23 protein-coding genes and 3 pseudogenes are annotated in these 24,566 nt (G+C 63.4%); 14 read left to right on the top strand and 12 right to left on the bottom strand.

Features of this window, described 5'->3' with window-relative positions; translation table 11 throughout:
• Nucleotides 1–103: 103 nt before the first annotated feature.
• The gene (locus ABOA88_RS20540) at nucleotides 104–337 is read left to right on the top strand and encodes a hypothetical protein (protein ID WP_196170077.1); all 234 of its coding nucleotides are present in this window, start codon (nucleotides 104–106) and stop codon (nucleotides 335–337) included.
• Here ABOA88_RS20540 and pdxH read toward each other — a convergent pair.
• The 5 genes from pdxH to dinG all read right to left on the bottom strand — a co-directional run bounded on the left by pdxH (nucleotide 334) and on the right by dinG (nucleotide 7,827).
• Nucleotides 334–981, bottom strand: a complete 648-nt coding sequence (gene pdxH / locus ABOA88_RS20535; RefSeq protein WP_043213110.1) for a pyridoxamine 5'-phosphate oxidase — start codon at nucleotides 979–981, stop codon at nucleotides 334–336. The genes ABOA88_RS20540 and pdxH overlap by 4 nt on opposite strands.
• 19 nt (nucleotides 982–1,000) lie before the next feature.
• Complete coding sequence (locus ABOA88_RS20530) at nucleotides 1,001–1,978, bottom strand: OmpA family protein (RefSeq protein WP_367852060.1); 978 nt, start codon at nucleotides 1,976–1,978, stop codon at nucleotides 1,001–1,003.
• Nucleotides 1,979–2,077: 99 nt separating this feature from the next.
• Entirely contained in the window at nucleotides 2,078–3,223 is a 1,146-nt protein-coding gene (locus ABOA88_RS20525) for a serine hydrolase domain-containing protein (RefSeq protein ID WP_196170101.1), read from the bottom strand.
• A 155-nt stretch (nucleotides 3,224–3,378) separates the two neighbouring features.
• Nucleotides 3,379–5,604, bottom strand: a complete 2,226-nt coding sequence (locus ABOA88_RS20520) for a beta-agarase (protein ID WP_367852061.1) — start codon at nucleotides 5,602–5,604, stop codon at nucleotides 3,379–3,381.
• 78 nt (nucleotides 5,605–5,682) lie between these two features.
• Nucleotides 5,683–7,827 (bottom strand): ATP-dependent DNA helicase DinG, encoded by a 2,145-nt coding sequence (gene dinG / locus ABOA88_RS20515; RefSeq protein WP_070575073.1) that lies wholly within the window; start codon nucleotides 7,825–7,827, stop codon nucleotides 5,683–5,685.
• A 98-nt stretch (nucleotides 7,828–7,925) separates the two neighbouring features.
• On the opposite strand from dinG, the gene ABOA88_RS20510 reads away from it, so the two are divergent.
• A complete protein-coding gene (locus ABOA88_RS20510) occupies nucleotides 7,926–8,390 on the top strand; it encodes a CopD family protein (protein WP_196170074.1) in 465 nt (154 codons plus the stop codon).
• Nucleotides 8,391–8,725: 335 nt separating this feature from the next.
• Here the strand turns inward: ABOA88_RS20510 and ABOA88_RS20505 are convergent, their stop codons facing one another.
• From ABOA88_RS20505 to ABOA88_RS20490, 4 genes are all read right to left on the bottom strand, one after another.
• Nucleotides 8,726–9,484 (bottom strand): collagen-like protein, encoded by a 759-nt coding sequence (locus tag ABOA88_RS20505; protein WP_196170073.1) that lies wholly within the window; start codon nucleotides 9,482–9,484, stop codon nucleotides 8,726–8,728.
• Complete coding sequence (locus tag ABOA88_RS20500; RefSeq protein ID WP_070575067.1) at nucleotides 9,477–9,752, bottom strand: DUF1145 domain-containing protein; 276 nt, start codon at nucleotides 9,750–9,752, stop codon at nucleotides 9,477–9,479. Before ABOA88_RS20500 ends, ABOA88_RS20505 begins: the two co-directional genes overlap by 8 nt.
• Nucleotides 9,753–9,847: 95 nt before the next feature.
• Nucleotides 9,848–10,564 carry an OmpA family protein gene (locus tag ABOA88_RS20495; protein ID WP_367852062.1) on the bottom strand — a complete coding sequence of 239 codons (717 nt, stop codon included), beginning with the start codon at nucleotides 10,562–10,564 and terminating at the stop codon, nucleotides 9,848–9,850.
• An 86-nt stretch (nucleotides 10,565–10,650) separates the two neighbouring features.
• On the bottom strand, nucleotides 10,651–11,340 hold the full coding sequence (locus tag ABOA88_RS20490) for an OmpA family protein (protein WP_367852063.1): 690 nt from the start codon (nucleotides 11,338–11,340) through the stop codon (nucleotides 10,651–10,653).
• A gap of 158 nt (nucleotides 11,341–11,498) precedes the next feature.
• On the opposite strand from ABOA88_RS20490, the gene ABOA88_RS20485 reads away from it, so the two are divergent.
• The 8 genes and pseudogenes from ABOA88_RS20485 (at nucleotide 11,499) to ABOA88_RS20450 (ending at nucleotide 18,198) form a co-directional block, all read left to right on the top strand.
• The gene (locus tag ABOA88_RS20485; protein WP_043213092.1) at nucleotides 11,499–11,993 is read left to right on the top strand and encodes a DUF6231 family protein; all 495 of its coding nucleotides are present in this window, start codon (nucleotides 11,499–11,501) and stop codon (nucleotides 11,991–11,993) included.
• 4 nt (nucleotides 11,994–11,997) lie between these two features.
• On the top strand, nucleotides 11,998–12,474 hold the full coding sequence (locus ABOA88_RS20480; RefSeq protein WP_196170070.1) for a YchJ family protein: 477 nt from the start codon (nucleotides 11,998–12,000) through the stop codon (nucleotides 12,472–12,474).
• Nucleotides 12,475–12,476: 2 nt separating this feature from the next.
• Complete coding sequence (locus ABOA88_RS20475; protein WP_196170069.1) at nucleotides 12,477–12,953, top strand: LEA type 2 family protein; 477 nt, start codon at nucleotides 12,477–12,479, stop codon at nucleotides 12,951–12,953.
• A gap of 7 nt (nucleotides 12,954–12,960) precedes the next feature.
• Nucleotides 12,961–13,164 (top strand): SEC-C metal-binding domain-containing protein, encoded by a 204-nt coding sequence (locus ABOA88_RS20470; protein ID WP_011532538.1) that lies wholly within the window; start codon nucleotides 12,961–12,963, stop codon nucleotides 13,162–13,164.
• A 204-nt stretch (nucleotides 13,165–13,368) separates the two neighbouring features.
• Nucleotides 13,369–15,810, top strand: a complete 2,442-nt coding sequence (locus tag ABOA88_RS20465) for a penicillin acylase family protein (RefSeq protein ID WP_367852064.1) — start codon at nucleotides 13,369–13,371, stop codon at nucleotides 15,808–15,810.
• A gap of 121 nt (nucleotides 15,811–15,931) precedes the next feature.
• Nucleotides 15,932–16,030 (top strand): annotated as a pseudogene (locus tag ABOA88_RS20460) (ligase-associated DNA damage response exonuclease); the annotation flags it as partial.
• A gap of 63 nt (nucleotides 16,031–16,093) precedes the next feature.
• Nucleotides 16,094–16,975, top strand: a pseudogene (locus ABOA88_RS20455) (cisplatin damage response ATP-dependent DNA ligase); the annotation flags it as partial.
• Nucleotides 16,976–17,082: 107 nt separating this feature from the next.
• Nucleotides 17,083–18,198, top strand: a complete 1,116-nt coding sequence (locus tag ABOA88_RS20450) for a succinylglutamate desuccinylase/aspartoacylase family protein (protein WP_367852065.1) — start codon at nucleotides 17,083–17,085, stop codon at nucleotides 18,196–18,198.
• A gap of 21 nt (nucleotides 18,199–18,219) precedes the next feature.
• Here the strand turns inward: ABOA88_RS20450 and ABOA88_RS20445 are convergent, their stop codons facing one another.
• The gene (locus ABOA88_RS20445) at nucleotides 18,220–18,450 is read right to left on the bottom strand and encodes a hypothetical protein (RefSeq protein ID WP_080642124.1); all 231 of its coding nucleotides are present in this window, start codon (nucleotides 18,448–18,450) and stop codon (nucleotides 18,220–18,222) included.
• A 97-nt stretch (nucleotides 18,451–18,547) separates the two neighbouring features.
• Complete coding sequence (dcd, locus tag ABOA88_RS20440; RefSeq protein ID WP_043213075.1) at nucleotides 18,548–19,114, bottom strand: dCTP deaminase; 567 nt, start codon at nucleotides 19,112–19,114, stop codon at nucleotides 18,548–18,550.
• Between the two features lie 326 nt (nucleotides 19,115–19,440).
• Between dcd and ABOA88_RS20435 the strand changes: the two genes are divergently transcribed.
• Nucleotides 19,441–19,653 carry a cold-shock protein gene (locus ABOA88_RS20435; RefSeq protein ID WP_043213073.1) on the top strand — a complete coding sequence of 71 codons (213 nt, stop codon included), beginning with the start codon at nucleotides 19,441–19,443 and terminating at the stop codon, nucleotides 19,651–19,653.
• Nucleotides 19,654–19,804: 151 nt separating this feature from the next.
• Here ABOA88_RS20435 and apbC read toward each other — a convergent pair whose 3' ends face one another.
• Nucleotides 19,805–20,899, bottom strand: coding sequence for an iron-sulfur cluster carrier protein ApbC (gene apbC / locus ABOA88_RS20430; RefSeq protein ID WP_196170066.1), 1,095 nt, complete (start codon nucleotides 20,897–20,899; stop codon nucleotides 19,805–19,807).
• Nucleotides 20,900–21,059: 160 nt separating this feature from the next.
• Between apbC and metG the strand changes: the two genes are divergently transcribed.
• The 3 genes and pseudogenes from metG to ABOA88_RS20415 all read left to right on the top strand — a co-directional run.
• The gene (metG, locus tag ABOA88_RS20425) at nucleotides 21,060–23,099 is read left to right on the top strand and encodes a methionine--tRNA ligase (RefSeq protein WP_367852066.1); all 2,040 of its coding nucleotides are present in this window, start codon (nucleotides 21,060–21,062) and stop codon (nucleotides 23,097–23,099) included.
• A gap of 93 nt (nucleotides 23,100–23,192) precedes the next feature.
• On the top strand, nucleotides 23,193–23,741 hold the full coding sequence (locus ABOA88_RS20420; RefSeq protein WP_196170064.1) for an Rnf-Nqr domain containing protein: 549 nt from the start codon (nucleotides 23,193–23,195) through the stop codon (nucleotides 23,739–23,741).
• Nucleotides 23,738–24,562: pseudogene (locus ABOA88_RS20415) on the top strand (RnfABCDGE type electron transport complex subunit B); the annotation flags it as partial. The gene ABOA88_RS20420 and the pseudogene ABOA88_RS20415, both read left to right, overlap by 4 nt.
• Nucleotides 24,563–24,566: the final 4 nt, after the last annotated feature.

Here is a 24,566-nt window from a genome sequence, read left to right as displayed (position 1 = left end):
TTGATGACTGTCACGACACAGACGTTACAAATTTGCTTTTATTCAGCTTCAGTACAGCCTGCACACCCCTTTGCGGGCTCGATTATCGAGACCAAGGATAGCCATGGATTACTTCATCGTCGTTGTGGTGACTGTCACAGGCCTGTACTTCCATTGGTGGCTGTACGTGCGCATGCGCCGCTGGATGGACCGCGACCTGGCCTTGTCGCTGGCGGGCGAGGACCCAGCCAAACGGGCCTACATGCTTGATTGCCTGGAGCAGGCGCGGGGACGAAAGATCAAACAAAAGGAACTGGCAGCCTGGCTTGAACGCCAGGCCGCCGCTTACACCGGTTAAGGCGCCAGGCGCTCACGCAGCCACTGACCCTCTACCCATCGATAGTTCAGGCGATCATGCAGCCGGCTGGCGCGGCCCTGCCAGAACTCGATACGCTCAGGCAACAGGCGATAGCCCCCCCAATGCTCGGGGCAATGGGGCTGAGTATCGGAGAATCGCGCCTCAGTGGCCTTGACCAGGCCTTCGAGCTCCTCACGACCGGCAATCACTCGGCTCTGCGGCGAAGCCCAGGCCCCCAGGCGACTCCCCAACGGACGCACCTGGTAATAGTCGTCAGACTCCTTGGCCGTAACCTTTTCCACCCGCCCCTCGATACGCACCTGACGCTCCAGCGCCGGCCAGAAGAACGTCATGGCAGCGTATGGATTGGCCAGCAGTTGCTGGCCCTTGGCACTGTCGTAGTTGGTGAAAAAGGTGAAACCACGCTCGTCGAGCCCCTTGAGCAACAGCACCCGGCAGTGGGGACGCCCTTGCTCATCGACAGTGGCCAGGGTCATGGCGTTCGCCTCAACCGGTGCCTGCTCGGTTTTCACGGCTTCGCCGAACCACTGGTGGAACAAGGCGAACGGCTCACCCGGTGCCTGGGCTTCGGCCAGGCCATCACGGGTATAGTCGCGGCGCATATCGGCCAGAGATTGGGTCATGACTGCGTTTCCTTGACGATCAGTTGGTCTTCGCAGAGGCTACTTTCTTTTCAGTCGCGGCCTTCTTTGCAACCGGCTTTGCCGGTGCGGCTTTCTTCTTCGCGGTGGCTTTGGCAGGAGCCTTGGCCTTGGCGGCTGGCTTTTTGGCGGCCGGCTTGGCGGCAGCCTTCACCGCGGGTTTGCCGGCGGCTGCCTTGGCTGCGGGCGCCGGAGCGTTCTGGGTAGCAACCATCGAGGCAGGCGCAGGCGCAGGTGCTGCCTGTTGGTACTTGGCCAGCAGCGCAACCATGGTGTTCTGTGGGGTCAGCAGCATTTCCACGCGGCGGTTCAGAGCGCGACCTTCGGCGCTGTCGTTGGCGGCACGTGGCATTACCGAGCCCATACCCTTGAGGGTCAAGCGGTCACGCTGCAGGCCACTGAGGCGGAAAATCGCCGATACCGAAGCTGCGCGCTCCAGGCTGAGCTTCTGGTTGGCTGCGGCGACGCCGCTGGCGTCGGCGTGACCGAGAATCAGCACGGCGGTCTTGGGGTCGGTTTCGACGGTCTTGGCCACGCGAGTGATCGGCCCCAGGGTCATCGGCAGCAGCATGTTAGGACGATCCGGGTTGTAGGAGCCGTCCACAGGGATAGTCACCGCGAGTACGTTGTCACGGCGCTCCAATTCGAACTTGCTGTCCTTGATGGCCTCACGCAGCTTTGGCTCGTACTCATCAAGCCAGGCCTGGGTGGCCTTCTGGTCGATCTTGGGGACGACCGGGCCTTTGACCTGCTTGTCATCACCGCCAAACGGCCACCACCAGCGGCTGCCGCTCTCGGACTTGGCATCAGCCTTGACCACCTTTTCAGTCACGGCTTCCTTCACTTCCTGCTCGGCCACTTTGTCCGAGCCGAACGGCCACCAGCTGTGGCCTGCGTCGCTCGACGCTTTTTGCGAATGCTGGGCACAGCCAGTAACGGCAAGGCACAGAGCAAGTGCTAAGGTTTTATGTGAAGACATCAGCGATACACCATGAAATAGAAAGAAATTTTGCCAACACACATCAGGCATTGGCATTGAGGATAGTCAAAGGGCTTGGGCATTACCCGCACTACCCGATCAAAGGCAAGTGCCAAGAACGCGTACCAGCTTCTGGACGCGAGGGTCCATCAGCACATAGGGGCCCAACGTATTGGTCACGAAACCAAAGGCTACGTCGTGCTCTGGATCGGCAAATCCGACCGAACCGCCGGCACCTGGGTGACCAAAAGCCCGGGCGCCCAACCCGAACGTCGCGTTGGCCACCTCAGGCTGGTCGAGCATGCAACCCAGTCCGAAGCGTGTCTGGGTCAACAGGGTTCGGTCCTGGCCAAGGCTATGCTCACGGGTCAGCTCATCGAGCAGTTCCGACTCCAGCAGGCTGCCGTCGAGCAGGCCGGCGTAGAAGCCCGCGAGGCTGCGGGCATTGCCATGGCCATTAGCCGCTGGCTGCTGCATGCGTCGCCACTCAGGTTTGTTGGTGCTGGTGAGAATGGCCGGCGGATTGGTGAAGGCACGAGTGGACAAGGCTTCAGGCTCACGCAGGGTCACCTGCAGCAGGCGCTGGGCCGCGGCATCGCCGGGGTTGCCCTTGCCACGGGCGATGTGCGCCACGCGATGGAACTCTTCGTCGGCCAGACCGACATGGAAATCCAGCCCCAGGGGACGAGCAGTACGGGCGACGATCGACTCGCCTGGGCCACGCCCATCGACACGCCGGATGAGCTCACCGATCAGCCAGCCATAGGTGATAGCGGCATAACCATGCTCGGTGCCCGGCGTCCACCAGGGTGCTTCGGCTGCCAAGGCGTCGACCATGGTTTGCCAGTCGTAAAGCGCCTCGGCCGGCAGCAGTTCGCGAATGGCCGGTAGGCCAGCCCGGTGGCTGAGCAATTGGCGTAAGGTCACGGACTCTTTGCCGGCCTGGCCGAACTCGGGCCAGTAGCGCACCACAGGAGCGTCCAGGCTGAGCTTGCCCTCCCCGACCAGTTGCAACGCGGTGACGGCAGTGAAGGTCTTGGTGCACGAGAACAGGTTGGCGATGGTGTCGCTGTGCCAGGCCTCGCGGCCGTCCTTGTCGGCACTGCCGGCCCACAGATCCACCACGGTTTCGCCGCCAACCTGGATGCACAGTCCCGCACCACGCTCCTGGGGATCGTCGAACAACGCGGCGAAGGCTTCTCGCACCGCCTCGAACTTCAGCTCATAGTGACCCTGGATCTGCACCCGACAGCTCTCCGTACGACTCATCTCAACGAAAGTCGTGCATTGTTCCAGTAGTTGGCCAATTTGCAAACTGAATGTGGCCGGGTGGTCATAGGTGGCACGAGGCCGCTACGCTCTCTTTAGTATTGCCATACAGCCGCGCAGCGGCCCTGCCCTCATTGCACAGGCTGCTCCAGGCCTTTGCGTACGTGCTCTAGCGCCTGCTGGTTGCTCTTGCGCACCGCCTCCACAAACCCCGGATACGGCACGTCGGTAATGGCTACCAGGCCAAGATGGCCGTTTTCTCCGTCGAGCAGACGCCCGCTGGCTGGCTGATCAAGGTACTGGAACCAGTGCGCACCGACGATCATCGGCTGGGCCAGGGCCGCCTTGAGGAAGTTGCCGTAGGCCGGCCCGCGGTCCTCCTCCCGTGCGACCTCCACCGGTCCAGGCCAGAACGGCCCGCGATCACGCGAGCCGAACTGGAACTCCGAGACAAGAACGGGCTTGTCCAGCTCGGCCAGGCGGGCGAAGTCATAGCCGTCCTCAGGCTTGAGGGTATAGAAATTGAAGCTCAGCACGTCGCAGAACTGGGCGCAGGCCTTGACCGCCTCCGGGGTGCTCACTGCATAGCGACCGCCCAGCAACAGGTGGTTGGGCGCATGCCATTTCAGCGCGTCGGAGATGGTCTTGAAGTACGTCTCGGCAAATACCTGCTGGAAGTACTGGTAGTCACGCTCGATCTCGGGATACTCGGGGTTCGGCAAGGGCGCCTCGAAACCAGGGTCTTCCATCAGCTCCCAGGCCTGAAGGTCGATGCCCCAGGCCTTGGACAGGCCTTGCTGGTTGCGGTATTTGTCGCGCAATTGCTTGAGGAAGGCACGCTTGGCCGGCACATCGGTCGTCAGACGCAAGGTGCCGTAAGCCAGGCCATAGCGGGCCTTGGGGTCCTCGCCTGGGGCCGCCCAGGCCAGTTCGTTGTCGGCGAAGTAGCCGACCAGCCAGGGGTCATCGCGGTGATCCCGGGCAGCGATGGCAACCGCACGCTCGGTCGCCATGGCAAAGCGCGGGTCGAATGGGTCGGGCATACGGCCCCACCAATCCATGCCGGTGCTGATGCTGGTGTAGTCGCCGACAATCGACAACGGCAGGGTGTAGGGCATCCGCCGAGCCTGCCCAAGCGCCGGATCGCTCCAATTCCCCAGGGTGTTGAAGCCCCAGGCCTGCAGCCGGTCGAGGGTATGGGCCTGCCAGCGTGCCGCATCCAGGGCGGCTGGTGGGCACGGCACCGCAGGGCTTGCCGGGCAAGGCTCGCCATAGGTGCGGTACAGGTTGGCTGCATAGAAATCGAACCAGCGGCCTTGCTTGAAATTGCGCCCCTGCGATGAGGCATTGCCATCGTCGTTGTTGCCCTGCCCATAGAAAGCGGCCAGCGGTTCACCCTCGCCAGGCAAGGCCTTGAACATGCTTTCGCGGCCCGCCACATAGGTGCGCCCGCCATCGGCGGCCACGGCATTGACGCCCAGGGAATAGAACGCGTGGCCATCCGGGGTCACCAGGTACCAGCGTCCGTCGCGCTTCTCGGTTCGAAAAAACCCCTTGGCTTCGAACGCAGGCCCGGCCAGCAGCCCCCCATAGGCATCGAGCTGTTGCTTGCCGCGGGCATCGAGCCAGTCCTTGAGTTGCTGTTGCTCACGTCCTCGGGCGGCCTTCAATTGCTCGTCACTGGTGATTTTTTCTGGCCAACGCCCGCGGGTAGACTGGCCGTAGGCGTCGAGCAGTCCTTCGTAGGCGGCCGTGAACGCCTGGTCATCGTCCTGGATGCCGACCCTCTCGATCAGCAGGCTCTGGGCCACCTTGGGATTGGGGATACTCAGGCTGACGCCAACCACCTGCGCAAGATCCACCTCCCCTGCACTGCTGGCGAGCAAAACGCGCTGCCCTTCATACACCCAGGGCATCGGCGGCCCGGCGCGCATACCCTGGCTCAATGGCGAACGAGCCCGCAAAGGCACCCACACCGTCTGCGCAGGGCCCGCAGGCAGGTCGATGCGACTGCTCAGGGTGCGACCGTCGCTACTTTGCACCGTCACGTCCACGGTCAATGCCCAGTCCATGGCGCTCTGCAATCGCAGGGTCAGGGCCTGGCCGCCGGACCAGTCCCAGGCGCCGCTCTGCGGGCTCAGGCGCAAGGTCGGCTGCTGCACCGGGTTGAACACCACGCGCCGCAGCACCTCGCCTTCGGTGGTCTGCTCGGCGTTGTATTGCGGCATGTGGGCATCGGTAGTGGTCACGTTGACCACCGCTGCCGGACGCACGAAGCTGAACAACGTCTGCTGCCCGGCCAGCAAGGGCGAGCTGAACAACAGGGCGAGAACGGCGGGCAGGGTGCGGCGGATCATAGGGTTGAAGCTCTCCTTCAGGACCCAGGGGGCCGTGACAGGTAATGGACAGCAGGTCGCAGCCGAAAACCGCGACCGTCAGGAAATTTCCCGCCGGAACGGCGGTAGCGCATTGAGGATAGCCTTGCCATAGCGTTGGGTGACCAGGCGCCGATCAAGCAAAGTGATGACGCCGCGGTCCTGCTCGGTACGCAGCAGGCGCCCGCAGGCCTGGATCAAGCGCAGCGAGGCGTCGGGGACGGCGATCTCCATGAACGGGTTGCCACCGCGGGCTTCGATCCACTCGGCCAGGGCCGCTTCGACCGGATCGTCCGGCACAGCGAAGGGGATCTTGGCGATGACCACGTGTTCGCAGTAGGCGCCGGGAAGGTCGACACCCTCGGCAAAGCTCGCCAGGCCGAACAGCACACTGTGCTGGCCGTCATCCACGCGCGCCTTGTGCTTGTTCAGGGTTTCCTGCTTGGACAGGTTGCCCTGGATGAGCACCAGCTTGCGCCAGTCCCGATCCAAACCATCGAACACATCCTGCATCTGCTTGCGCGACGAGAACAACACCAACGCGCCACGGGCCTCTTCAAGCATGCCCGGCAGTTCGCGGATGATGGCGGCCGTGTGCCCCGGCACGTCGCGCGGGTCGGCTCCCAGGTCAGGGACCCGCAGCAGGCCTGCATCGCCATGCACGAACGGACTGGGCACGACACAGGTAACCGCATCGCGTGGCAGGCCCGAGCGCATGCGGAATCGATCGAATTTGCCCAGGGCGGTGAGGGTCGCGGAGGTCACCAGGGCGCCATGAGCGACGTTCCACAAGCTGCGACGCAGCATTTCAGCGGCCAGAATGGGGCTGGCGTTGACTTCGATGTCGAACAGCGCGCCACTTTCGGCGAGGGTGAGCCAGCGCGCCATGGGCGGGCTGTCTTCGGGATCCTCGGCGGTAAAGGCGGTCCACAGCTCCCAGTTGCCCTGGGCGCGAGTCACCAGGCTACCGAACAGTGGGTACCATTCCTCGGCCTGATGACTGGCGATACCGATGTTGACCTCACCGTCCATGCCTTCCTTGAGCAGGTCGGCCAGCCGGGTGAACACGTCATTGAGACGGGCGAAGCCCTTCTTCAGTTCGATTCCGACCTCTCGAATCTGCTCCGGCACCACGCCGCCCTCGAAGCGGTAGCGTGGACGCTCCCGGCCTTCCATATCTTCACCGGGACGGAAATCTGCGACCTGCTCGCACAGGGTGAACATGAACTGTTGCTGGGTACGCACTTCCCGCGCCAGTTCAGGCACCTGCTCGATCAGCTTGCCCAGGTCACCCGGCAAAGGATGCTGGGCCAGGAGCTTGGTGAGGTTCTTGGCGGTCTGCTCCAGCCAATCCGCGGTCGAGCGCAGCCGCGAGTAATGAGCGAAGTGGCCAATGGCCTTGTCCGGCAGGTGATGGCCTTCGTCGAAGACATAAATGGTATCGCGCGGATCGGGCAATACGGCGCCACCGCCCAGGGCCAGGTCAGCCAGGACCATGTCATGGTTGGTGACGATCACATCGACCTTGCCCATGCCCTCTCGGGCCTTGTAGAACACGCACTGCTGGAAGTTCGGGCAGTGGCGCCCGGTGCATTGGCTATGGTCGGTGGTCAGACGGGCCCAGTCCTGATCCTCGAGTGCTTCGGGCCAGCTGTCGCGGTCGCCGTCCCAGCGGTTGCCGGCGAGCCGCTCGATCATGCTGTTGAACAGCTTCTGGCTCTTTTCATCGACCTCGATGCGGAAGCCCTCTTCCTCGAATAACTGCGCGGTGGCCGATTGGGCATGCCCCTCCTGCAACAGGATGTCGAGCTTGGACAGGCACAAATAGCGGCCACGGCCCTTGGCCAGGGCGAAACTGAAGTTGAGCCCGCTGCTGCGCATGAGGTCGGGTAGATCCTTGAAGACGATCTGCTCTTGCAGGGCGACAGTTGCAGTGGCGATCACCAGCCGCTTGCCGGCAGCCTTGGCGGCGGGAATGGCGGCTAGGCTGTAGGCGACCGTCTTGCCCGTACCGGTACCGGCCTCGACCGCAACCACGGCGGGCTCGCCCGCGCGGCGCCCTTCATCGTCACAGGCGATGTCGCCAAGCACCTTGGCCACTTCGGCGATCATCAGGCGCTGACCGTAGCGGGGCTTTAGGCTCTTGGCTTCGAGAAAACGCGAATAGGCGCCCTGGATGGTGGCTTTGAGTTCGTTGCTGATCATGGTCTGCAGGCGCCCGGAGGGCTGGATAAATTTTCAGTGTTTCGCATGGGCCGGCTATCATACCCCGCTATTGCCCTTTATGCCGCATGGAGATCCGGATGCTTGCCTTTGCCCTGCCCTACACATTGCATGTCCTCGCAGCCCTGGTTTGGGTCGGAGGTATGTTTTTCGCCTGGCTAGTACTACGGCCGGCGGCGGTTTCAGCCCTCGAAGGGCCTGCTCGACTGAAATTGTGGGTGGAAGTTTTCCGACGGTTCTTCCGATGGGTCTGGCTGGCGGTGGTCATTCTCGCGATAAGTGGTATCGGGATGCTGCACATGCGCTTCAATGGGTTCGAGACTGCGCCCCGTTACATCCAGGTGATGATCGGGGGTGGGGTTGCCATGTTTGCATTGTTCATGCGGATTCAAGCGCTTTTGCTGCCGGAACTGCGGGCGGCGGTGGCGGCTGAGGACTGGGCGGCAGGGGCTGGGGTGCTTGGGCGAATTCGTCGGATGGTTGGGGTCAATTTGCTGTTGGGGATTGTGGTTGTGGTGGTGGCCAGTTCGCGGGTTTTGGTTTGAGGTTGGGCTTGGGCTTGGGCTTGGGCTTGGGCTTGGGCTTGGGCTTGGGCTTTCAGAGAGTGTGAATATCCATTAGTGGTGGTAAGGGCGCTGCGCGCCTGCCCCTACAGAAACCTCCACTCGGCCTTCTGAGGTCGCGATTGGCAGCGCCTGGATATCGCGCATCAAAGGCGAAACAGCATAGAACCTGGCGCTGGTGAAGCCTGAGATGGACCGCGCACCGGCACCAGGTTGAATGGCTGACAGTTGCTCCACCGTCCATAACGGGGCCCCATCAGCATGCCGAGTGGAGGTGCGTGGGACGAACGTGAATCAGCTTCGCCCCAAAAACCAACTCACAACCGCTGCAGGACCAACTCCCCAGCCGCCCCCGCCAACCCAGGCTGCCCCTGCACCCCAGGCCGTCCATCCGCACCAGCCTCGGTTCGATAAACAAGGCATCCCTTGCTTGCGCCGCCCAAGCCAGCCTTGCCCGCCGCACCCGGCTTGCCCGGCGCACCGCCATCGAGCCGAATCTGGATACGCTCCGGCGGGAACCCCTCCGGCACAGCCAGGCGAATGCGCCCACCGGAAGCGCCGTCATGCCCGTTTCCACCGTCGCCCCCATTGGCGCCGCGGCTAGCCTTTCCCCAGGTGCACCCGCCAGCTTTGCCATTGGCACCATCGAGTCCGACATAGCCTGGCGCACCGGCACCGCCTCGGGCATCGATCGACAGCCGCTGCGCCTGCAACCCGTTCAGCCTGAGTTCCAGGTCCCGCCCAGGTCGGGCGGCGCGTTCATAGGTGCCGGCAGCGCCGGGGGCACTGATTTCGCTGCCTTCACCCAGCTCGGCAACGCCGGTCTCGATACGCAAAGGGGCCTCGGCGGGTGTAATGGCAATACGCGCATCGCGCCCCAGCACCAGACGATCCACCTTCAGCTCCGTCAGCGTCGCGGGCAGCAACAATGTCGCCGAATCGGCGATCTGCAATTGCTCCAGGTGCACGCTGCTCGCCTTGTTCGGTAGGCGCAACATCGAATGGGCCGCGACGTCCAGGCTTTCGGCCTGGACCATGGGACTGGTCAACGCCAGCATCAACATCACCTTACGCATGGCGTGGCGTCTCCAGAGGCTTGGGAATGGACATGACATGAAAAATGCCCGTCAGCAGGATCTGCAGCCGATCGAACCAACGGTGGCTACGCCCGCGCAGACTGGCATTGAAGAACAGCACTTCCAGGCAGTGCAGGCTCAGCAGGAAGATCCCCACGGCATTGAGCAACAGATTGAACGGCAGCGGTTGCGGCATGAACAGGTTAAACAGCACCACCCACCAGAACACCACCGTCAGGGCCTTGCCCAGGCCCAGGATGAACTTCATACCCGCCCCCTGAATTTGTTGTTATGGCTGCAAGGCCCGTGCGAGCGGGCCGTGCAGCCAACAGTAAACCTATGCCAGGGTACGCGCCAGAGGTGTCAATTCAGGTGCAGTTCTACCCGTCGATTACGGGCCCGACCTTCTTCTGTGTCGTTGTCGGCCACAGGCTCGCTTTCGCCGCGGCCTTGGCTGGTCACCTTGTCCGCTGCCAGCCCCTGACCGATCAAGAACTCCGCGACGCTGCCGGCACGCTGCTCAGACAGGCCCTGGTTGTACGCATCGGTGCCGACGCTGTCGGTAAAACCAATGACCTTGATACGGGTCACCTGTGGATCGCTCAGTTGAGGGAGCAAGGCGCGCAGACGTTGCTGGGCCTCGGCGGTCAACTGTGCCGAGTCGAAGGCGAACAGCACCTGCCCTTGGTCATCCAGGGTGATGACCTCAGGCATCGGCGCTTCGCCTGCCGGTGGCGTTGTCGGATACTGCGGCAACGGGCAGCCCATGTGATTGACCGACGTACCGGCCGGGGTATCAGGGCAGCGGTCGCGACGGTCGAACACGCCATCACCATCCTCGTCGCCATCCTGGGCGTAACAGATCAAGCCACCGGCGATGGCGCCGAGCGCTCCGGCACCGGCAGCCCAACTGGAATTCTCGATGGCACCCAGGCCACCGCCGACCAGCCCGCCTAGCAGGCTACACAGGGGCCAGGTCCGTTGATTGAGGGGCGCGCTGCCATCGCTGTGGGTGGCACAACCGGCGAGCAGGCCTGTAACCAGCACCAGCGGCAACGCCGCCTTCGACATAACACCCATGATCAATGCTCCTGTGTCACCGGTCTCTACCGGTCACCCGAGTAAAGACGCGCCCATGCCACTGCTCAAGGCATGGGCGCACGCCGTCAGCGCTGGATCTTGATCTCGGTGCGGCGGTTCATGGCACGGCCATCAGCCGTCGCGTTGTCGGCAACCGGCTGGGATTCCCCGGCCCCTACCACCGCAACGAAGCTGCTACGTGGCACGCCGCTTTCGACCAGATAGTCGGTGACGGAGTGGGCACGGCGCTCGGACAGTTTCTGGTTGTAGGTATCAGAACCCACACTGTCGGTATGCCCGGTGACAGTCAGACGGGCGCTGGGCGCTTCCTGCTTCAGCCGGGTGGCAATGGTGTTCAGCCGCTCCTTGTCGGTGGCGGTCAGGCGGGCGGAGTCGAATTCGAAGTGCACGTCGCGGATGACGATGACTTCTTCCTTCTGTACCACCACCTCCTCGACCGGTTCCGGTGCCGGTGGGCAGCCGTTGGCATCGACTTGTACACCGCGTGGCGTGCCAGGGCACTTGTCACGGCTGTCCGGTACGCCATCGCCATCTTCGTCGCCATCGCCGTGGGCCCAGCAGTAGCCCGCCGCCAGGCCACCGCCAAGCAGCGCGCCCCAACCCGCCCAAGTGGAGCTCTCGATGGCGCCGAGGGCCGCGCCACTTACACCCCCGACGGCAGCACACTTCGGCCAGTCGGTTTTTTGCAAACCTGCACAACCAGTCAACACGCTGGTGAGCAGGACCAGGGGTATCGCTGTGCGTACTATGCTCATTTTGTCGCATCTCCTAGGGGGAATCGGCATAAGACCGATCCTTCGGAGTAAAGACCGCCCGCTTCCTCTCTGCCAGCAATAAGCCACATATGGCATGGCGCCTCTTTGCCGAGCGCTCCCGGCCCGATAGGCTAGGACGACCTGAACGAGGATTGGCAATGACCGACAGTTTCTCCCAGCGCACCCCACAGCAGGCTCTGGCAGCCTTGCTCGAGCGCTTCACCCCCCAGCGTCTGCTGCTGGTGGGCACGCGCTTTCCGGCCTTGGAAGCCTTCGCCCAGGCGCATCCGCAGGTGCATATCGAAGTGGTCCCGCCAGGCCCACTGCCCGCACCGGCCGCCGCCCAGCGCTTCGACCTGGCGGTACTGGTGGATTGCCTGGAGCACCTGCCCAAGCGCACCGGCCTTCAGTTGCTGGGCGGCATCCGCAACCTCAATGCCAGCCGGGTCGCAGTACTCGCCGACCTGCAAGCCTGCGGCTGGCAGGACACGGATTTCTTCGCCCTGGCACTGTCGGCCAGCGAGAAGTTCCGGCGAGACGAACAGGTATTGAGCCTGTTCACCTATGATCTACATGACTACAAGCAGGTCCCGGACTGGCTCAACGCCAAATTCTGGGCAAACCCTGAAAACTTCGGCAAGTACTGGTGGTGATTCAATGAGTGTCTCGGTCTGTCCATGCGGCAGTGGCAACCTGCTCAATGCCTGTTGCGGGCGATACCATGCCGGCACCCCGGCGCCCGACGCCCAGGCCCTGATGCGCTCGCGCTACAGCGCCTATGTGCTGGGCTTGGTCGACTATCTGGTGGACACCACCCTGCCCGCCCAGCAGGCTGGCCTGGACCGCGCCGCGATCGCCGCCTGGAGCGCCCAGAGCACCTGGCTTGGCCTGGAGGTCGAGAGTGCCGAAGTACTGGGCGGGCAGCCTGAGCACGCCTTCGTCAGCTTCACCGCACGCTGGCATGACCAGCAGGGCGATCACCAGCACCGCGAGCGTTCTGCCTTCGTCCAGCACAGCGGTCGCTGGTACTTCATCGACCCGACGGTTTCACTCAAGGCCGGACGCAACGACCCTTGCCCCTGCGCCAGCGGCCAGAAGTTCAAGAAATGCTGTGCCAGTTACATCGGTAGCTGAGCATGAGCGCCCTGGCCCGCCTGCTTGCTCTGTCACTGCTGATGACGCTCCTGGCGGGCTGTGCGAGCTGGGGGGACGACGATTGGCGCGAACCCCAGGTGCACCTGGTCCGGGTCGAAACGGTCAAGGCCCGGTTGCTGCAACAGGAGTTCATTCTCCACGTACGGGTCGAAAACCCCAACGACAGCCGCTTGTTCATCCGCAGCCTGGACTACTCGGTACGCCTGAACGACCTGCTGCTGGTGCAGGATGAAGCCAGCCTGTGGCGAAGCGTCGGCGGCCACGCCCAGCGCACGTTCAAGATCACGGCCCGAACCAACCTGTGGCAAAAGCTCAAGCCCTTGGCCAAGATGCTCAAGCGCGAGCAGCCTCTGCACTACCGGCTGCAAGCCGAACTGCACACGGGACTGATCATCCATCGGGACCTGCACTTGTCGCGCAGTGGTGAGATAATCCCCGGCGATCTTCAACCGGAGTAACCCTGCAATGACCCAGCAACCCCATGTTCATGGCCCGGACTGCAACCACGGTCACGACCATCACCATGATCACGACCACGGCCACGTGCACGGCCCGCACTGCAACCATGGCCACCAGGAGCCGGTGCGCAACGCCCTGAAAGACGTTGGCCGCAACGACCCGTGCCCATGCGGTAGCCAGAAGAAATTCAAGAAGTGCCACGGGGCCTGACCCCGCGGCCAGCGGCAAGTTTCAAGCGGCAAGAAAAAGCAGACTCGCCCTCGACCTGCTTTGACTTGAAGCTTGAAGCTTCAGGCCCGGCCAACCACTGGGCAGCCCCCTGAAAATAAAGCCTACAGGCACCTTGCATGGCGACCGCGCGCTCACTAACGTAGCGCCTTTCCAAATCCCGCCACACCCTGCAGGAGCCTTGTCATGGCCGCCCCCGTCCTTCCTCCCTTCCGCCTTCGGTTCCGCCCCGCTGCCGTCGTGCTCGGCATGTTCGGCCTTGCCGGCTGCCAGGTGGGCGGCTACCAGGACAGCGTCCCTGCGACCACTGGCGTGCAACCGCTCAAGGGCCTGGCGCAGAATGTCTCGGTACGCCGCAACGCCATGGGCGCACCTCTGATCGAAAGCAGCAGCTTCCATGATGCGCTGTTCAGCCTGGGCTACGTGCAGGCCGGCGATCGCATCGAGCAGATGGTCGCCATGCGCCTGCTGGCCCAGGGGCGCCTGGCCGAAGTGGCCGGCCCTGACGCCCTGGACATCGACCGTCTGATGCGCGCCGCCAACCTCAAGCAAAGCGCCGGGCAGCTTTACGCCGACGCCTCGCCGCGCCTGAAGCAGTTCTTCGAAGTCTATGCCCGCGGCGTCAACGCCTATCTGTTCCGTTACCGCGACAAGTTGCCGGCGGACCTGGCTCGTAGCGGCTACCGCCCGGAGTATTGGAAGCCTGAGGACTCGGCACTGATCTTCAGCCTGTATGCCTTCAGCCAGTCGGTGAACCTACAAGAAGAACTGACCGCCCTGACCCTGGCGCAGAAAGTCGGCAGCGACAAGCTTGCATGGCTGCTGCCAGGTGCTCCCGACGAACCACTGGCCGAGGCCGAACTGGACAAGCTCAAAGGCCTGAACCTGACGAGCCAACTGCCAGGTCTGGAACGCCTGGGCGCAGCAGGGCAGAAGCTCGCTGACCTGGGTCTGCTGGGCAGCCCCGGCTCGGCCAACCTCGCACTGTCGCCGCAACGCAGCCGCAGCGGCAAGAGCCTGCTGGCCAGCGATAGCCGCGCCACCTGGGCCCTCTCCCCGGTACAGATCCACACTGGCAAGTATCAGGTCGCAGGCCTGGCACTGCCGGGACTGCCCATCATCCTCGCCGGCTACAACGGCAAGCTGGCCTGGAGCAGCAGCGCGGTGATGGCCGACAACCAGGACCTGTACCTGGAGCAACTGCGTCACCAGGGCAGCCAGGTGACCTACTTGGCCGATGGCAAGTGGCAGCCTGCCCGCGCACGCAGCGAAACCTTCTTCGTCCGCGGCCAACGCCCCCTGCGTGAAGTCATGTACGACACCCGCCACGGCACCCTGCTCAGCCAACCGGCCAATGCCGGCCTGGGCCTGGCCCTGAACCTGCCGCAACTCAAAGGCGATCGCAGCCTTGACGCGCTGTTCGACCTGACCCGCGCATCGTCGGTGGAGCGCGCCTTCGACAATACCCGTGAAGTCGGCGCCGCTGCCCTGAACTTCGTCTTCGCCGAACCGCAGCACATCGGCTGGCAGGTCAGCGGCCGCTACCCCAACCGCCGCGAAGGCCAGGGCCTGCTGCCCTCGCCCGGCTGGGATAGCCGTTATGACTGGGATGGCTACGCCGACCCGATGCTGCACCCCTACGACCAGGACCCGGTCGCCGGCTGGGTCGGCCATGCCAACCAGCGTAGCCTGCCACGTGGCTATGGCATGCAGCTGTCCAACACCTGGTACTACCCCGAGCGCGCCGAGCGCCTGGCCCAGCTGGCCGGCAATGGCCGCCACGACAGCCGCAGCCTGATGGCCCTGCAGAACGACCAAGTCACTCTGCTGGCAGACAAACTCAAGCAGATGTTCGATGCCCCCGGCATGTCCCAGTCGCTCACTCAAGCGATCGACGCATTACCGGCCGCCCAGCGGGACAAAGCCCGTGAGGCGCTGACCCGGCTCAAAGCCTTCGATGGCCGCCTGAGCCCGGTATCGGCCGATGCCGCGTTGTATGCGTTGTTCCTGCAGGAGGTCGCTCGCCAGACCTTCCTCGACGACCTGGGCCCGGAGTCCAGCCCGGCCTGGCAGGCGTTCATCGGCAATGCGCAGCTTTCCTACTCGGCCCAGGCCGACCACTTGCTGGGCCGCGAGGACAGCCCGTTCTGGGATGACCGCAACACGCCGCAAAAAGAAGACAAGCCCGCCATTCTCGCCCGTAGCCTGGCGGCGGCCGTGGATGCTGGCGTCGCCCAGCTGGGCAGCGACCGTCGCGCCTGGCAATGGGGCAAGCTGCACCAGTATCGCTGGCCGGCACCGGCCTACCATGGCCTGGGTGATGCCATCAGCCGCAGTCCCATGGCCGCAAGCGGCGATTTCAGCACCCTGGCGCTGACGCCTTATGCCTGGGGTGGCAGCTTCGATACCCACCTGCCCGCGTCGGCGCGCATGATCGTCGATTTCGGCCAGGCAGAACCGCTGCAGGTGCTGACGAGCAATGGCCAGTCCGGCAACCCCGCGAGCCGGCATTACAGCGATGGTCTGGACGCCTGGTTCCAGGGGCGTTTCATGAGCCTGCCGCTGCAACAGCAGAACTTCTCTCGCGCTTACGGCTCGCAGCGACTCACCCTGGTCCCTGGCCGCTGACCGCCAGCCCCGCCCTTTGAACCGCGACGTCCGCCGCTGGACGCTCGCGGTTCCCTCTCCAAGAACTTCCGTGATCCTCTCGTGCTCTGAGGTTACAAGCCCCTAGCCAACCGGCACGCGCATGGATCTCGTCATCGCCCGCCCCGAAGGCCTTTATTGCCCGCCCGGTGATTTCTACATCGACCCGTGGCGCCCCGTGGACCGCGCGGTGATTCACGGCGGCCAGCCCTACCCGTTCTTCCTCGCCCATGCGCTGCAAGCGCCCATCGAGTAGTTCGAGACACGGGGAGAGGAACTGGTGACCGAGCGCTTCCCGGAACGGCACAGCTTGGCCACCACCTTGCCGGATGGCGTGGTGCTCGATGGCGAAATCCTGGTCTGGAAACCGGGCAGCCAAGCCGGCGATGTCGCCGTGCAGCCCTTCGCCCTGCTGCAACAACGCCTGGGCCGCAAGACACTGGGCAAGAAGCTGCTCGCCGATGCGCCGGTGGTGCTGCAAGCCTATGACCTGCTCGAATGGCAGGGTGAAGATTGGCGCAACCGGCCTCAACATGCACGCAGAGCCCAGTTGCAGCGCCTGACGCAGCAGTACCCGCTGGCCCCCGTGCTGCTATCACCGTTGCTACAGGGCAGCGACTGGCATGACCTTGCCCGCCTGCGCGAGCAGTCACGCAGCCTGGGCGTCGAAGGCCTGATGCTCAAGCAGCGCGATGCCCTCTATGGCGTCGGCCGGACCAAGGACATAGGCCTGTGGTGGAAGTGGAAGATCGATCCCTTCAGCGTCGATGCGGTGTTGATCTACGCCCAGCGCGGTCATGGCCGTCGTGCCAGCCTTTACAGCGACTACACCTTCGCCGTCTGGGACGCGCCACCGGGGACATTGGGACGCACCCTGGTGCCCTTCGCCAAGGCGTATTCCGGGCTGAGCGATACAGAAATGCGGCAGGTCGACGCCATCATCCGCAAGACCACGGTGGAAACCTTCGGCCCCGTGCGCAGTGTGACCCCGACACTGGTGTTCGAACTGGGTTTCGAGGGTATTGCCCTGTCCAAGCGCCACAAGAGCGGCATCGCGGTGCGCTTTCCGCGCATGCTGCGCTGGCGCCATGACAAACCTGTGGAAGAAGCCGACGACCTGGCCACCTTGCAGGCCTTACTTGCCTGAGAGCGGGCAAACCCGCGCAAGGAAGCTGCGCAATGGCAGAAGTTATGCTTCTATCTTTCTGCCGACTGTTATCGCAGACCGTATTCGCCACTTCAGCCAGGACCACCATGCATCATTCGACCCACGACCTGCTGTCCCCTGTCCCGGGCATTGCCCGCCAGCTTCATAGCTTCCACTTCGGCCCTCGCGGCGGTGGCAAGGTGTACATCCAGGCGTCACTGCACGCCGACGAGCTACCCGGCATGCTGGTGGCCTGGCATCTGAAGCGACGCTTGCTGGAGCTGGAACAGGGTGGGCGACTGCAACGCGAGATAATCCTCGTGCCGGTGGCCAACCCCGTGGGCCTGGAGCAGGTGCTGCTGGACGCGCCCTTAGGGCGCTTCGAGCTGCAAAGTGGCGAGAACTTCAACCGCAACTTCGTTGATTTGTCCGACAGTATTGGTGATCAGATCGAGGGGCATCTGACCCAGGATCCTTCGCACAACCTGGCACTGATCCGCGAGTACCTGCGCCGAGGCCTGGATGCGCATCCCGCGCGCACACCACTGCAATCCCAGCGCCTGACCCTGCAACGCCTGGCGTGCGATGCCGATATGGTCTTGGACCTGCATTGTGACTTCGAGGCCGTGGAACATCTGTACACCACACCGGAGGCCTGGGATCAGGTCGAGCCGCTGGCCCGCTACCTGGGCGTGCAGGCCAGCCTGCTGGCCACGGACTCCGGCGGCCAGTCGTTCGATGAATGCTTCAGCCTGGTGTGGTGGCAGTTGCAGCAGCGCTTTGGCAAGCAGTTCCCCATCCCCCTGGGCAGTTTCTCGGTGACTGTCGAGCTACGCGGGCAGGCGGATGTCAGCCACGACCTGGCCACCCAGGATTGCCAAGGGATACTCAATTTCCTGACGCATGCCGGGGTGATTTCGGGGGAAGCTCCCGCCCTACCGCCACTGGCCTACCCGGCAACGCCGCTGGCTGCCGTGGAACCTGTGGTGGCGCCGTGGGGCGGGCTGTTGGTCTTCCACGCGACACCCGGCCGCTACCTGGAGGCGGGCGAGCTGATCGCTGAAGTCATCGATCCGCTGAGCGACAGGGTGACTGCCGTGCGCAATACCCAGCCCGGCCTGCTCTACGCGCGTAGCGTCAGGCGCATGGCCACTGCGGGCATGGTCATCGCCCACGTGGCGGGCGAGCAGGTCTGTCGTAGCGGTTACCTGCTGGCCAACTGAGCCCGTCGTGCTGCCTGGCGCTCAGGCCACCGGCGAAGGAGGTGGTTCGTCAGGCAAGGTCGGCTCCCCCGGCTCCATGGGCGGAGACTCGCCAGGATCGGGAGGCTGAGGTGTGTCGGGGTCGGGCTGATGGGGCACGCCACCGGCCTGTACGGGCGTTGAAGGGTGCGCCAGCAATGACCAAGCCAGCAGCCCGATCTGGTTGGGCTGCAGGACGGCGAGCTTCGCACTGATTGCGGGGTGAAGTTTCATTGGCGGCTCCCGGCGATGCCCGATGCGCGTCATGCGCACCGGATCGTTCTAGCCATTGGAGTGCCTGGCGGGCGAGGAATTCCCCGCGCTCGTCGCCTCAGGTACGTGGCAGGGTGACGCCGCGCTGCCCCTGGTACTTGCCACCGCGATCCTTGTAGGACACTTCGCACTCTTCATCGGATTCGAGGAAGAGCATCTGCGCTACGCCTTCATTGGCATAGATCTTCGCTGGCAAAGTGGTGGTATTGGAGAACTCCAGGGTCACGTGACCCTCCCACTCCGGTTCCAGGGGCGTGACGTTGACGATGATGCCGCAACGCGCGTAGGTGCTCTTGCCCAGGCAGATGGTCAGGACGTTGCGCGGAATGCGGAAGTACTCGACGGTGCGGGCCAGGGCGAAGGAGTTCGGTGGAATGATGCACACGTCGCTCTTGACGTCGACGAAGCTACCGGCGTCGAAGTTCTTCGGGTCGACAGTGGCCGAGTTGATGTTGGTGAAGACCTTGAATTCATCGGCGCAGCGCACGTCGTAGCCGTAGCTGGACACGCCGAAGGAAATGACTCGGCTGTCCTCGCCGCCGCGCACCTGGCGCTCGACGAACGGTTCGATCATGCCGTGTTCCTGCGCCATGCGGCGAATCCACTTGTCCGATTTGATGCTCATGGCGGGAGTGTCCTGAAAGTGCTAGGTGAAAAACGAGACGCGCATCTTACCGGTCCCGGCGGCTACGGCAAAGTTCCATCCCGCAATCCCGCGCCGGACGGGAGCTGCAGCCGCCGCCGATCCGATTTTCGACAAAGCCGTCATTGACCATTGGCAGGTCGGGGAAAGTGGGTTAAGGTGGCGCCACTGTGCTGCACGTGACACCGAGAATCTCTGTTTGATGCACGATTCCTATCGGCCCATCGCTGAATTTTCCGCTCTCTTTGCACTCAGTCCCGGCCAGGGTGTTCCTGTGCCGAAATCTACTTTGTCCAAGGAGACATACCATGTCCAACCGCCAATCCGGTACCGTCAAGTGGTTCAACGATGAGAAGGGCTACGGCTTCATCACCCCTCAGTCGGGTGACGATCTGTTCGTACACTTCAAGGCCATCCAGGCTGACGGCTTCAAAACCCTGAAAGAAGGCCAAGCTGTTACTTTCGTCGCTACCCGCGGCCAGAAAGGCATGCAGGCTGAAGAAGTTCGCATCGAAGGCTAATCCTTCTTTCGCGCTTCAAAAAAACCCGCCAAATGGCGGGTTTTTTTATGCATGACGGAGAGGTGAGTGTAGCCTTCTTCGCGGTTAAACCCGCTGCCACAAGCCTGTGGGAGCGGGTTAACTCGTAAAGCAGACAACTCGGCCCTGCGGATCAGTCCTCGCTGATGGTGATGTTCGGCATCGCAGGTGCCGCAGCTTCCTGCAGCACGATCCGCGCGCCCACTTGGCGGGCCAGTTCCTGGTAGACCATGGCGATCTGGCTTTCCGGCTCGGCAATGGCGGTCGGCCTGCCATTGTCGGCCTGCTCGCGAATCAGCATCGACAGAGGCAGCGAGGCCAGCAGGTCGACGCCATACTGGGCTGCGAGCTTCTCGCCGCCGCCCTCACCGAACAAGTGCTCGGCATGACCGCAATTCGAGCAGATGTGCACAGCCATGTTCTCCACCACACCCAGCACCGGGATGTTGACCTTGCGGAACATCTCCACGCCTTTCTTCGCATCCAGCAGCGCCAGATCCTGTGGGGTGGTGACGATCACCGAGCCGGCCACCGGCACTTTCTGCGCCAGGGTCAACTGGATGTCGCCGGTGCCAGGCGGCATGTCGATCACCAGGTAGTCCAGGTTATCCCAGGCCGTCTGGGTCACCAGTTGCAACAGCGCACCGGAGACCATCGGGCCGCGCCAGACCATCGGGGTATTGTCATCAGTAAGGAAGGCCATCGACATGACTTCCACACCGTGCGCCTTGATCGGCACGAACCACTTCTGCTCACGGATCTGCGGGCGGGTGCCCTCGGCGATACCGAACATGACACCCTGGCTCGGACCATAGATATCGGCGTCCAGGATGCCGACCCGGGCGCCTTCACGGGCCAGGGCCAGTGCCAGGTTGGCCGCGGTGGTGGACTTGCCCACCCCGCCCTTGCCCGAGGCCACGGCGATGATGTTCTTGACGTTGGCCATGGCCGGCACCTGGGCCTGGGCCTTGTGCGCCACAACCACGCACTCGATCGACACCTGTGCGGCTGTGACGCCGTCCAGGCTCTCGATGGCTGTGCCCAGCACCTGCGCCCAGCCATTCTTGAACAACCCGGCCGCATAGCCCAACTGCATCTGCACATTGACCTGGCCGCCTTGGATATCGATAGCGCGCACGCAACCGGCGCTGACCGGATCCTGGTTCAGGTAGGGGTCGGTGTACTGGCGAAGCACGCCTTCGACGGCGGCACGTGTGACGGCACTCATGGAGGCTCCCATTGGCAGGCTGTAGATCGAACAGGTGCCTATGCTAACCCGTCAATCGTCAGCAGATGCGTCCTTGGGGTGAAATATATTCGTCAGCCCTTTATAGTTGCCGATCATCTTTATTTTCCATCCTGTCGCCAGATTAAGTAGCCGAGCCACCATGTCCGAGCCACGCCAGATTCTCGTCACCAGCGCCCTGCCCTATGCCAACGGTTCAATCCACCTTGGCCATATGCTCGAGTACATTCAGACGGACATGTGGGTGCGCTTCCAGAAGCTGCGCGGCAACCAGTGCATCTATGTCTGCGCCGACGACGCCCACGGCTCGGCCATCATGCTGCGCGCCGAAAAGGAAGGCATCACGCCTGAACAACTGATCGCCAATGTCCAGACCGAGCACAGCAGCGACTTCGCCGACTTCCTGGTCGACTTCGACAACTTCCATTCGACCCACTGCGAAGAAAACCGCGAGCTGTCGAGCCTGATCTACACTCGCCTGCGCGACGCCGGCCACATCGCCACCCGTTCGGTCACCCAGTATTACGACCCCGAGAAGGGCATGTTCCTGGCCGACCGGTTCATCAAGGGCACCTGCCCCAAGTGCGCGGCCGAAGACCAGTACGGCGACAACTGCGAAAAATGCGGCGCCACCTACGCGCCCACCGAGCTGAAGAACCCGAAATCGGCAATCTCCGGCGCCACCCCAGAGCTGCGCGACTCCCAGCACTTCTTCTTCAAACTCCCGGATTTCCAGGCCATGCTGCAGCAGTGGACCCGCAGCGGCACCCTGCAGGAAGCGGTCTCGAACAAACTCGCCGAGTGGCTGGATTCGGGCCTTCAGGAGTGGGACATCTCCCGGGACGCGCCGTACTTCGGCTTTGAGATTCCAGGCGAACCCGGCAAGTACTTCTACGTCTGGCTGGACGCGCCGATCGGCTACATGGCCAGCTTCAAGAACCTCTGCGCGCGTCGTCCGGAACTGGACTTCGACGCGTTCTGGAAAGAAGACTCCAAGGCCGAGCTGTACCATTTCATCGGCAAGGACATCGTCAACTTCCACGCCCTGTTCTGGCCGGCCATGCTCGAAGGATCGGGCTTCCGCAAGCCGACCGGCATCAACGTGCACGGCTACTTGACCGTCAACGGCGCCAAGATGTCCAAGTCGCGCGGCACCTTCATCAAGGCGCGTACCTACCTGGACCACCTGGCCCCGGAGTACCTGCGCTACTACTACGCCTCCAAGCTGGGCCGTGGCGTCGATGACCTGGACTTGAACCTCGATGACTTCGTGCAGAAGGTCAACTCCGACTTGGTCGGCAAGGTGGTCAACATCGCCAGCCGCTGCGCAGGCTTCGTACACAAAGGCAACGAGGGCGTTCTGGTCGCCGGCGATGCCGCACCCGAACTGAGCGAGGCCTTCCTCGCGGCTGCGCCGTCGATCGCCGAAGCCTACGAAAACCGTGATTTCTCCCGCGCCATGCGTGAAATCATGGCCCTGGCCGACCGCGCCAACGCCTGGATTGCCGACAAGGCCCCCTGGTCCCTGGCCAAGCAGGAAGGCAAGCAGGACGAGGTCCAGGCCATCTGCGCCCAAGGCATCAACCTGTTCCGCCAACTGGTGATCTTCCTCAAGCCTGTGCTGCCGCTGCTGGCTGCCGACGCCGAGGCCTTCCTCAACGTCGCGCCGCTGACCTGGAACGACCACCTGTCGCGCCTGGAAAACCACAAGCTCAACCCGTTCAAGGCACTGATGAGCCGCATCGAGCCTGCCAAGGTCGAGGCCATGGTCGCCGCCAGCAAAGAAGACCTGGCTGCTGCACAATCCCCGGTCCCGGCAGGCAACGGTGAGCTGACCAAGGACCCGCTGTCGCCAGAAATCGAGTTCGACACCTTCGCTGCGGTCGACCTGCGCGTGGCGCTGATCGTCAAGGCTGAAGCCGTGGAAGGGGCCGACAAGCTCCTGCGCCTGACCCTGGACATCGGAGACGAGCGTCGCAACGTGTTCTCCGGTATCAAATCGGCCTACCCTGACCCGGCCAAGCTCGAAGGCCGACTGACCATGATGATCGCCAACCTCAAGCCACGGAAAATGCGCTTTGGCGTGTCCGAGGGCATGGTCATGGCAGCCGGCCCAGGTGGCGAGGAGATCTACCTGCTCAGCCCCGACAGCGGCGCCAAGCCAGGCCAGCGCATCAAGTAAGCATCCGCCCTTCTGCCCCGGCCTAGTGCCGGGGCATTTCCATCCCCTGCCGCCTACCGGATAATGACGGCAGCCCCGGCCATCGGCATCCCCATGAACGACTACGTCTTGGTTCTGGTCAGCGCTGCGCTGGTCAATCACCTGATCCTGCACAGGGCGCCGGTCTCCCGCCTGAGGATCCACTTGCTCGGCGCATCCACAGCCTTGCTCACGCTCCTGAGCCTGCCGCTTGGCAAGCTTTTGCACGATCAGGTGTGGCGTGCGTTGGGCCTGCAGGACCTGCAACTGTTCCTGCTCCTGCCGCTCCTGCTGTTACTGGCCTGGGGCATCGCCAATGCGCTCAAGCGAGTACAGCCGACCTGGCCATTGGAGAACCTGCCATCCTGGCTGCTCTGCAACGCCCTGGTGCTAGGCTTGCTGCTACAGGTCATCCATGCGAATGATCGATGGTTGGCGGTGTGGGCATGGGGCGTGATCGGCGGATTGGGCTTCTGGCTTGCCCTGGTATTGTTCGACGACCTGCGCCAGCGCAGCGATCATCCAGACATCCCCAGTGCCTTGCGTGGCCTTCCCATCGAACTGGTCGGCGCCGGAGTGATGACCATGGCATTTTCCGGTTTCAACGGATTATTTACACAATGAGTCTGATTCAACGCATCGATGCCCTGCTACCGCAAACCCAATGCGGTAAGTGCGGCCATGCCGGTTGCCGGCCCTATGCCGAAGGGCTGGCCGTGGGCGAAGCGATCAACAAATGTCCGCCCGGCGGCGACGAAACCATCACCGCCCTTGCCAACCTGCTCAAGGTACCAGTCATTGCTCTGGACACCGGGCGTGGTAACGCACCGCCCCAAGTCGCCTTTATTCGCGAGGCCGAATGTATCGGTTGCACCAAATGCATCCAGGCGTGTCCAGTGGATGCCATCGTCGGCGCCGCAAAGCTGATGCACACGGTCATCGCCAGCGAGTGCACCGGCTGCGACCTGTGCCTGGCGCCTTGCCCGGTCGATTGTATCGACCTGCTGCCCCTGCCTGACAAGATCGTACCTATCGTCGGCGGCTTGGCTCACACCGTCGAACAGCTCGATGCCCGCACCAAACGTCGCGACCACGCCCGTCATCGCCACGAACAACGCAATGCCCGACTGCAGCGCGAGGAAGCGCGCCGCCAGGCCGAACGTATGGCGCGCAGCCAACGGGCCGCGAGCACTCCGACCACCAGCACCGACGCGTCTGACCCGATCAAAGCCGCTATCGAACGGGTCAAGGCACAAAAGGCCGCCAACAACGATGCCGCCCTCAAGCAGGCCAAGATCGCAGCGGCCATGAGCCGCGCGCAACTGAACAAAGCCCGAAGCGCATTCGGTGCCACACCGAACGAGGCGCAGCTCGCCCAGTTACACCTGCTGGAAAAAGCCGCCAAAGACGCCCAACAGCACCTCGATGCCCTTCAGTCCGGGGCGGATC

Origin of the sequence: Pseudomonas sp. PKS (assembly GCF_051913525.1) — a bacterium.
Classification (GTDB): Bacteria; Pseudomonadota; Gammaproteobacteria; order Pseudomonadales; family Pseudomonadaceae; genus Aquipseudomonas; species Aquipseudomonas guariconensis_D.
Note: the sequence above shows the minus strand (reverse complement) of the source record. Positions and strands in the feature narration are given on the sequence as shown.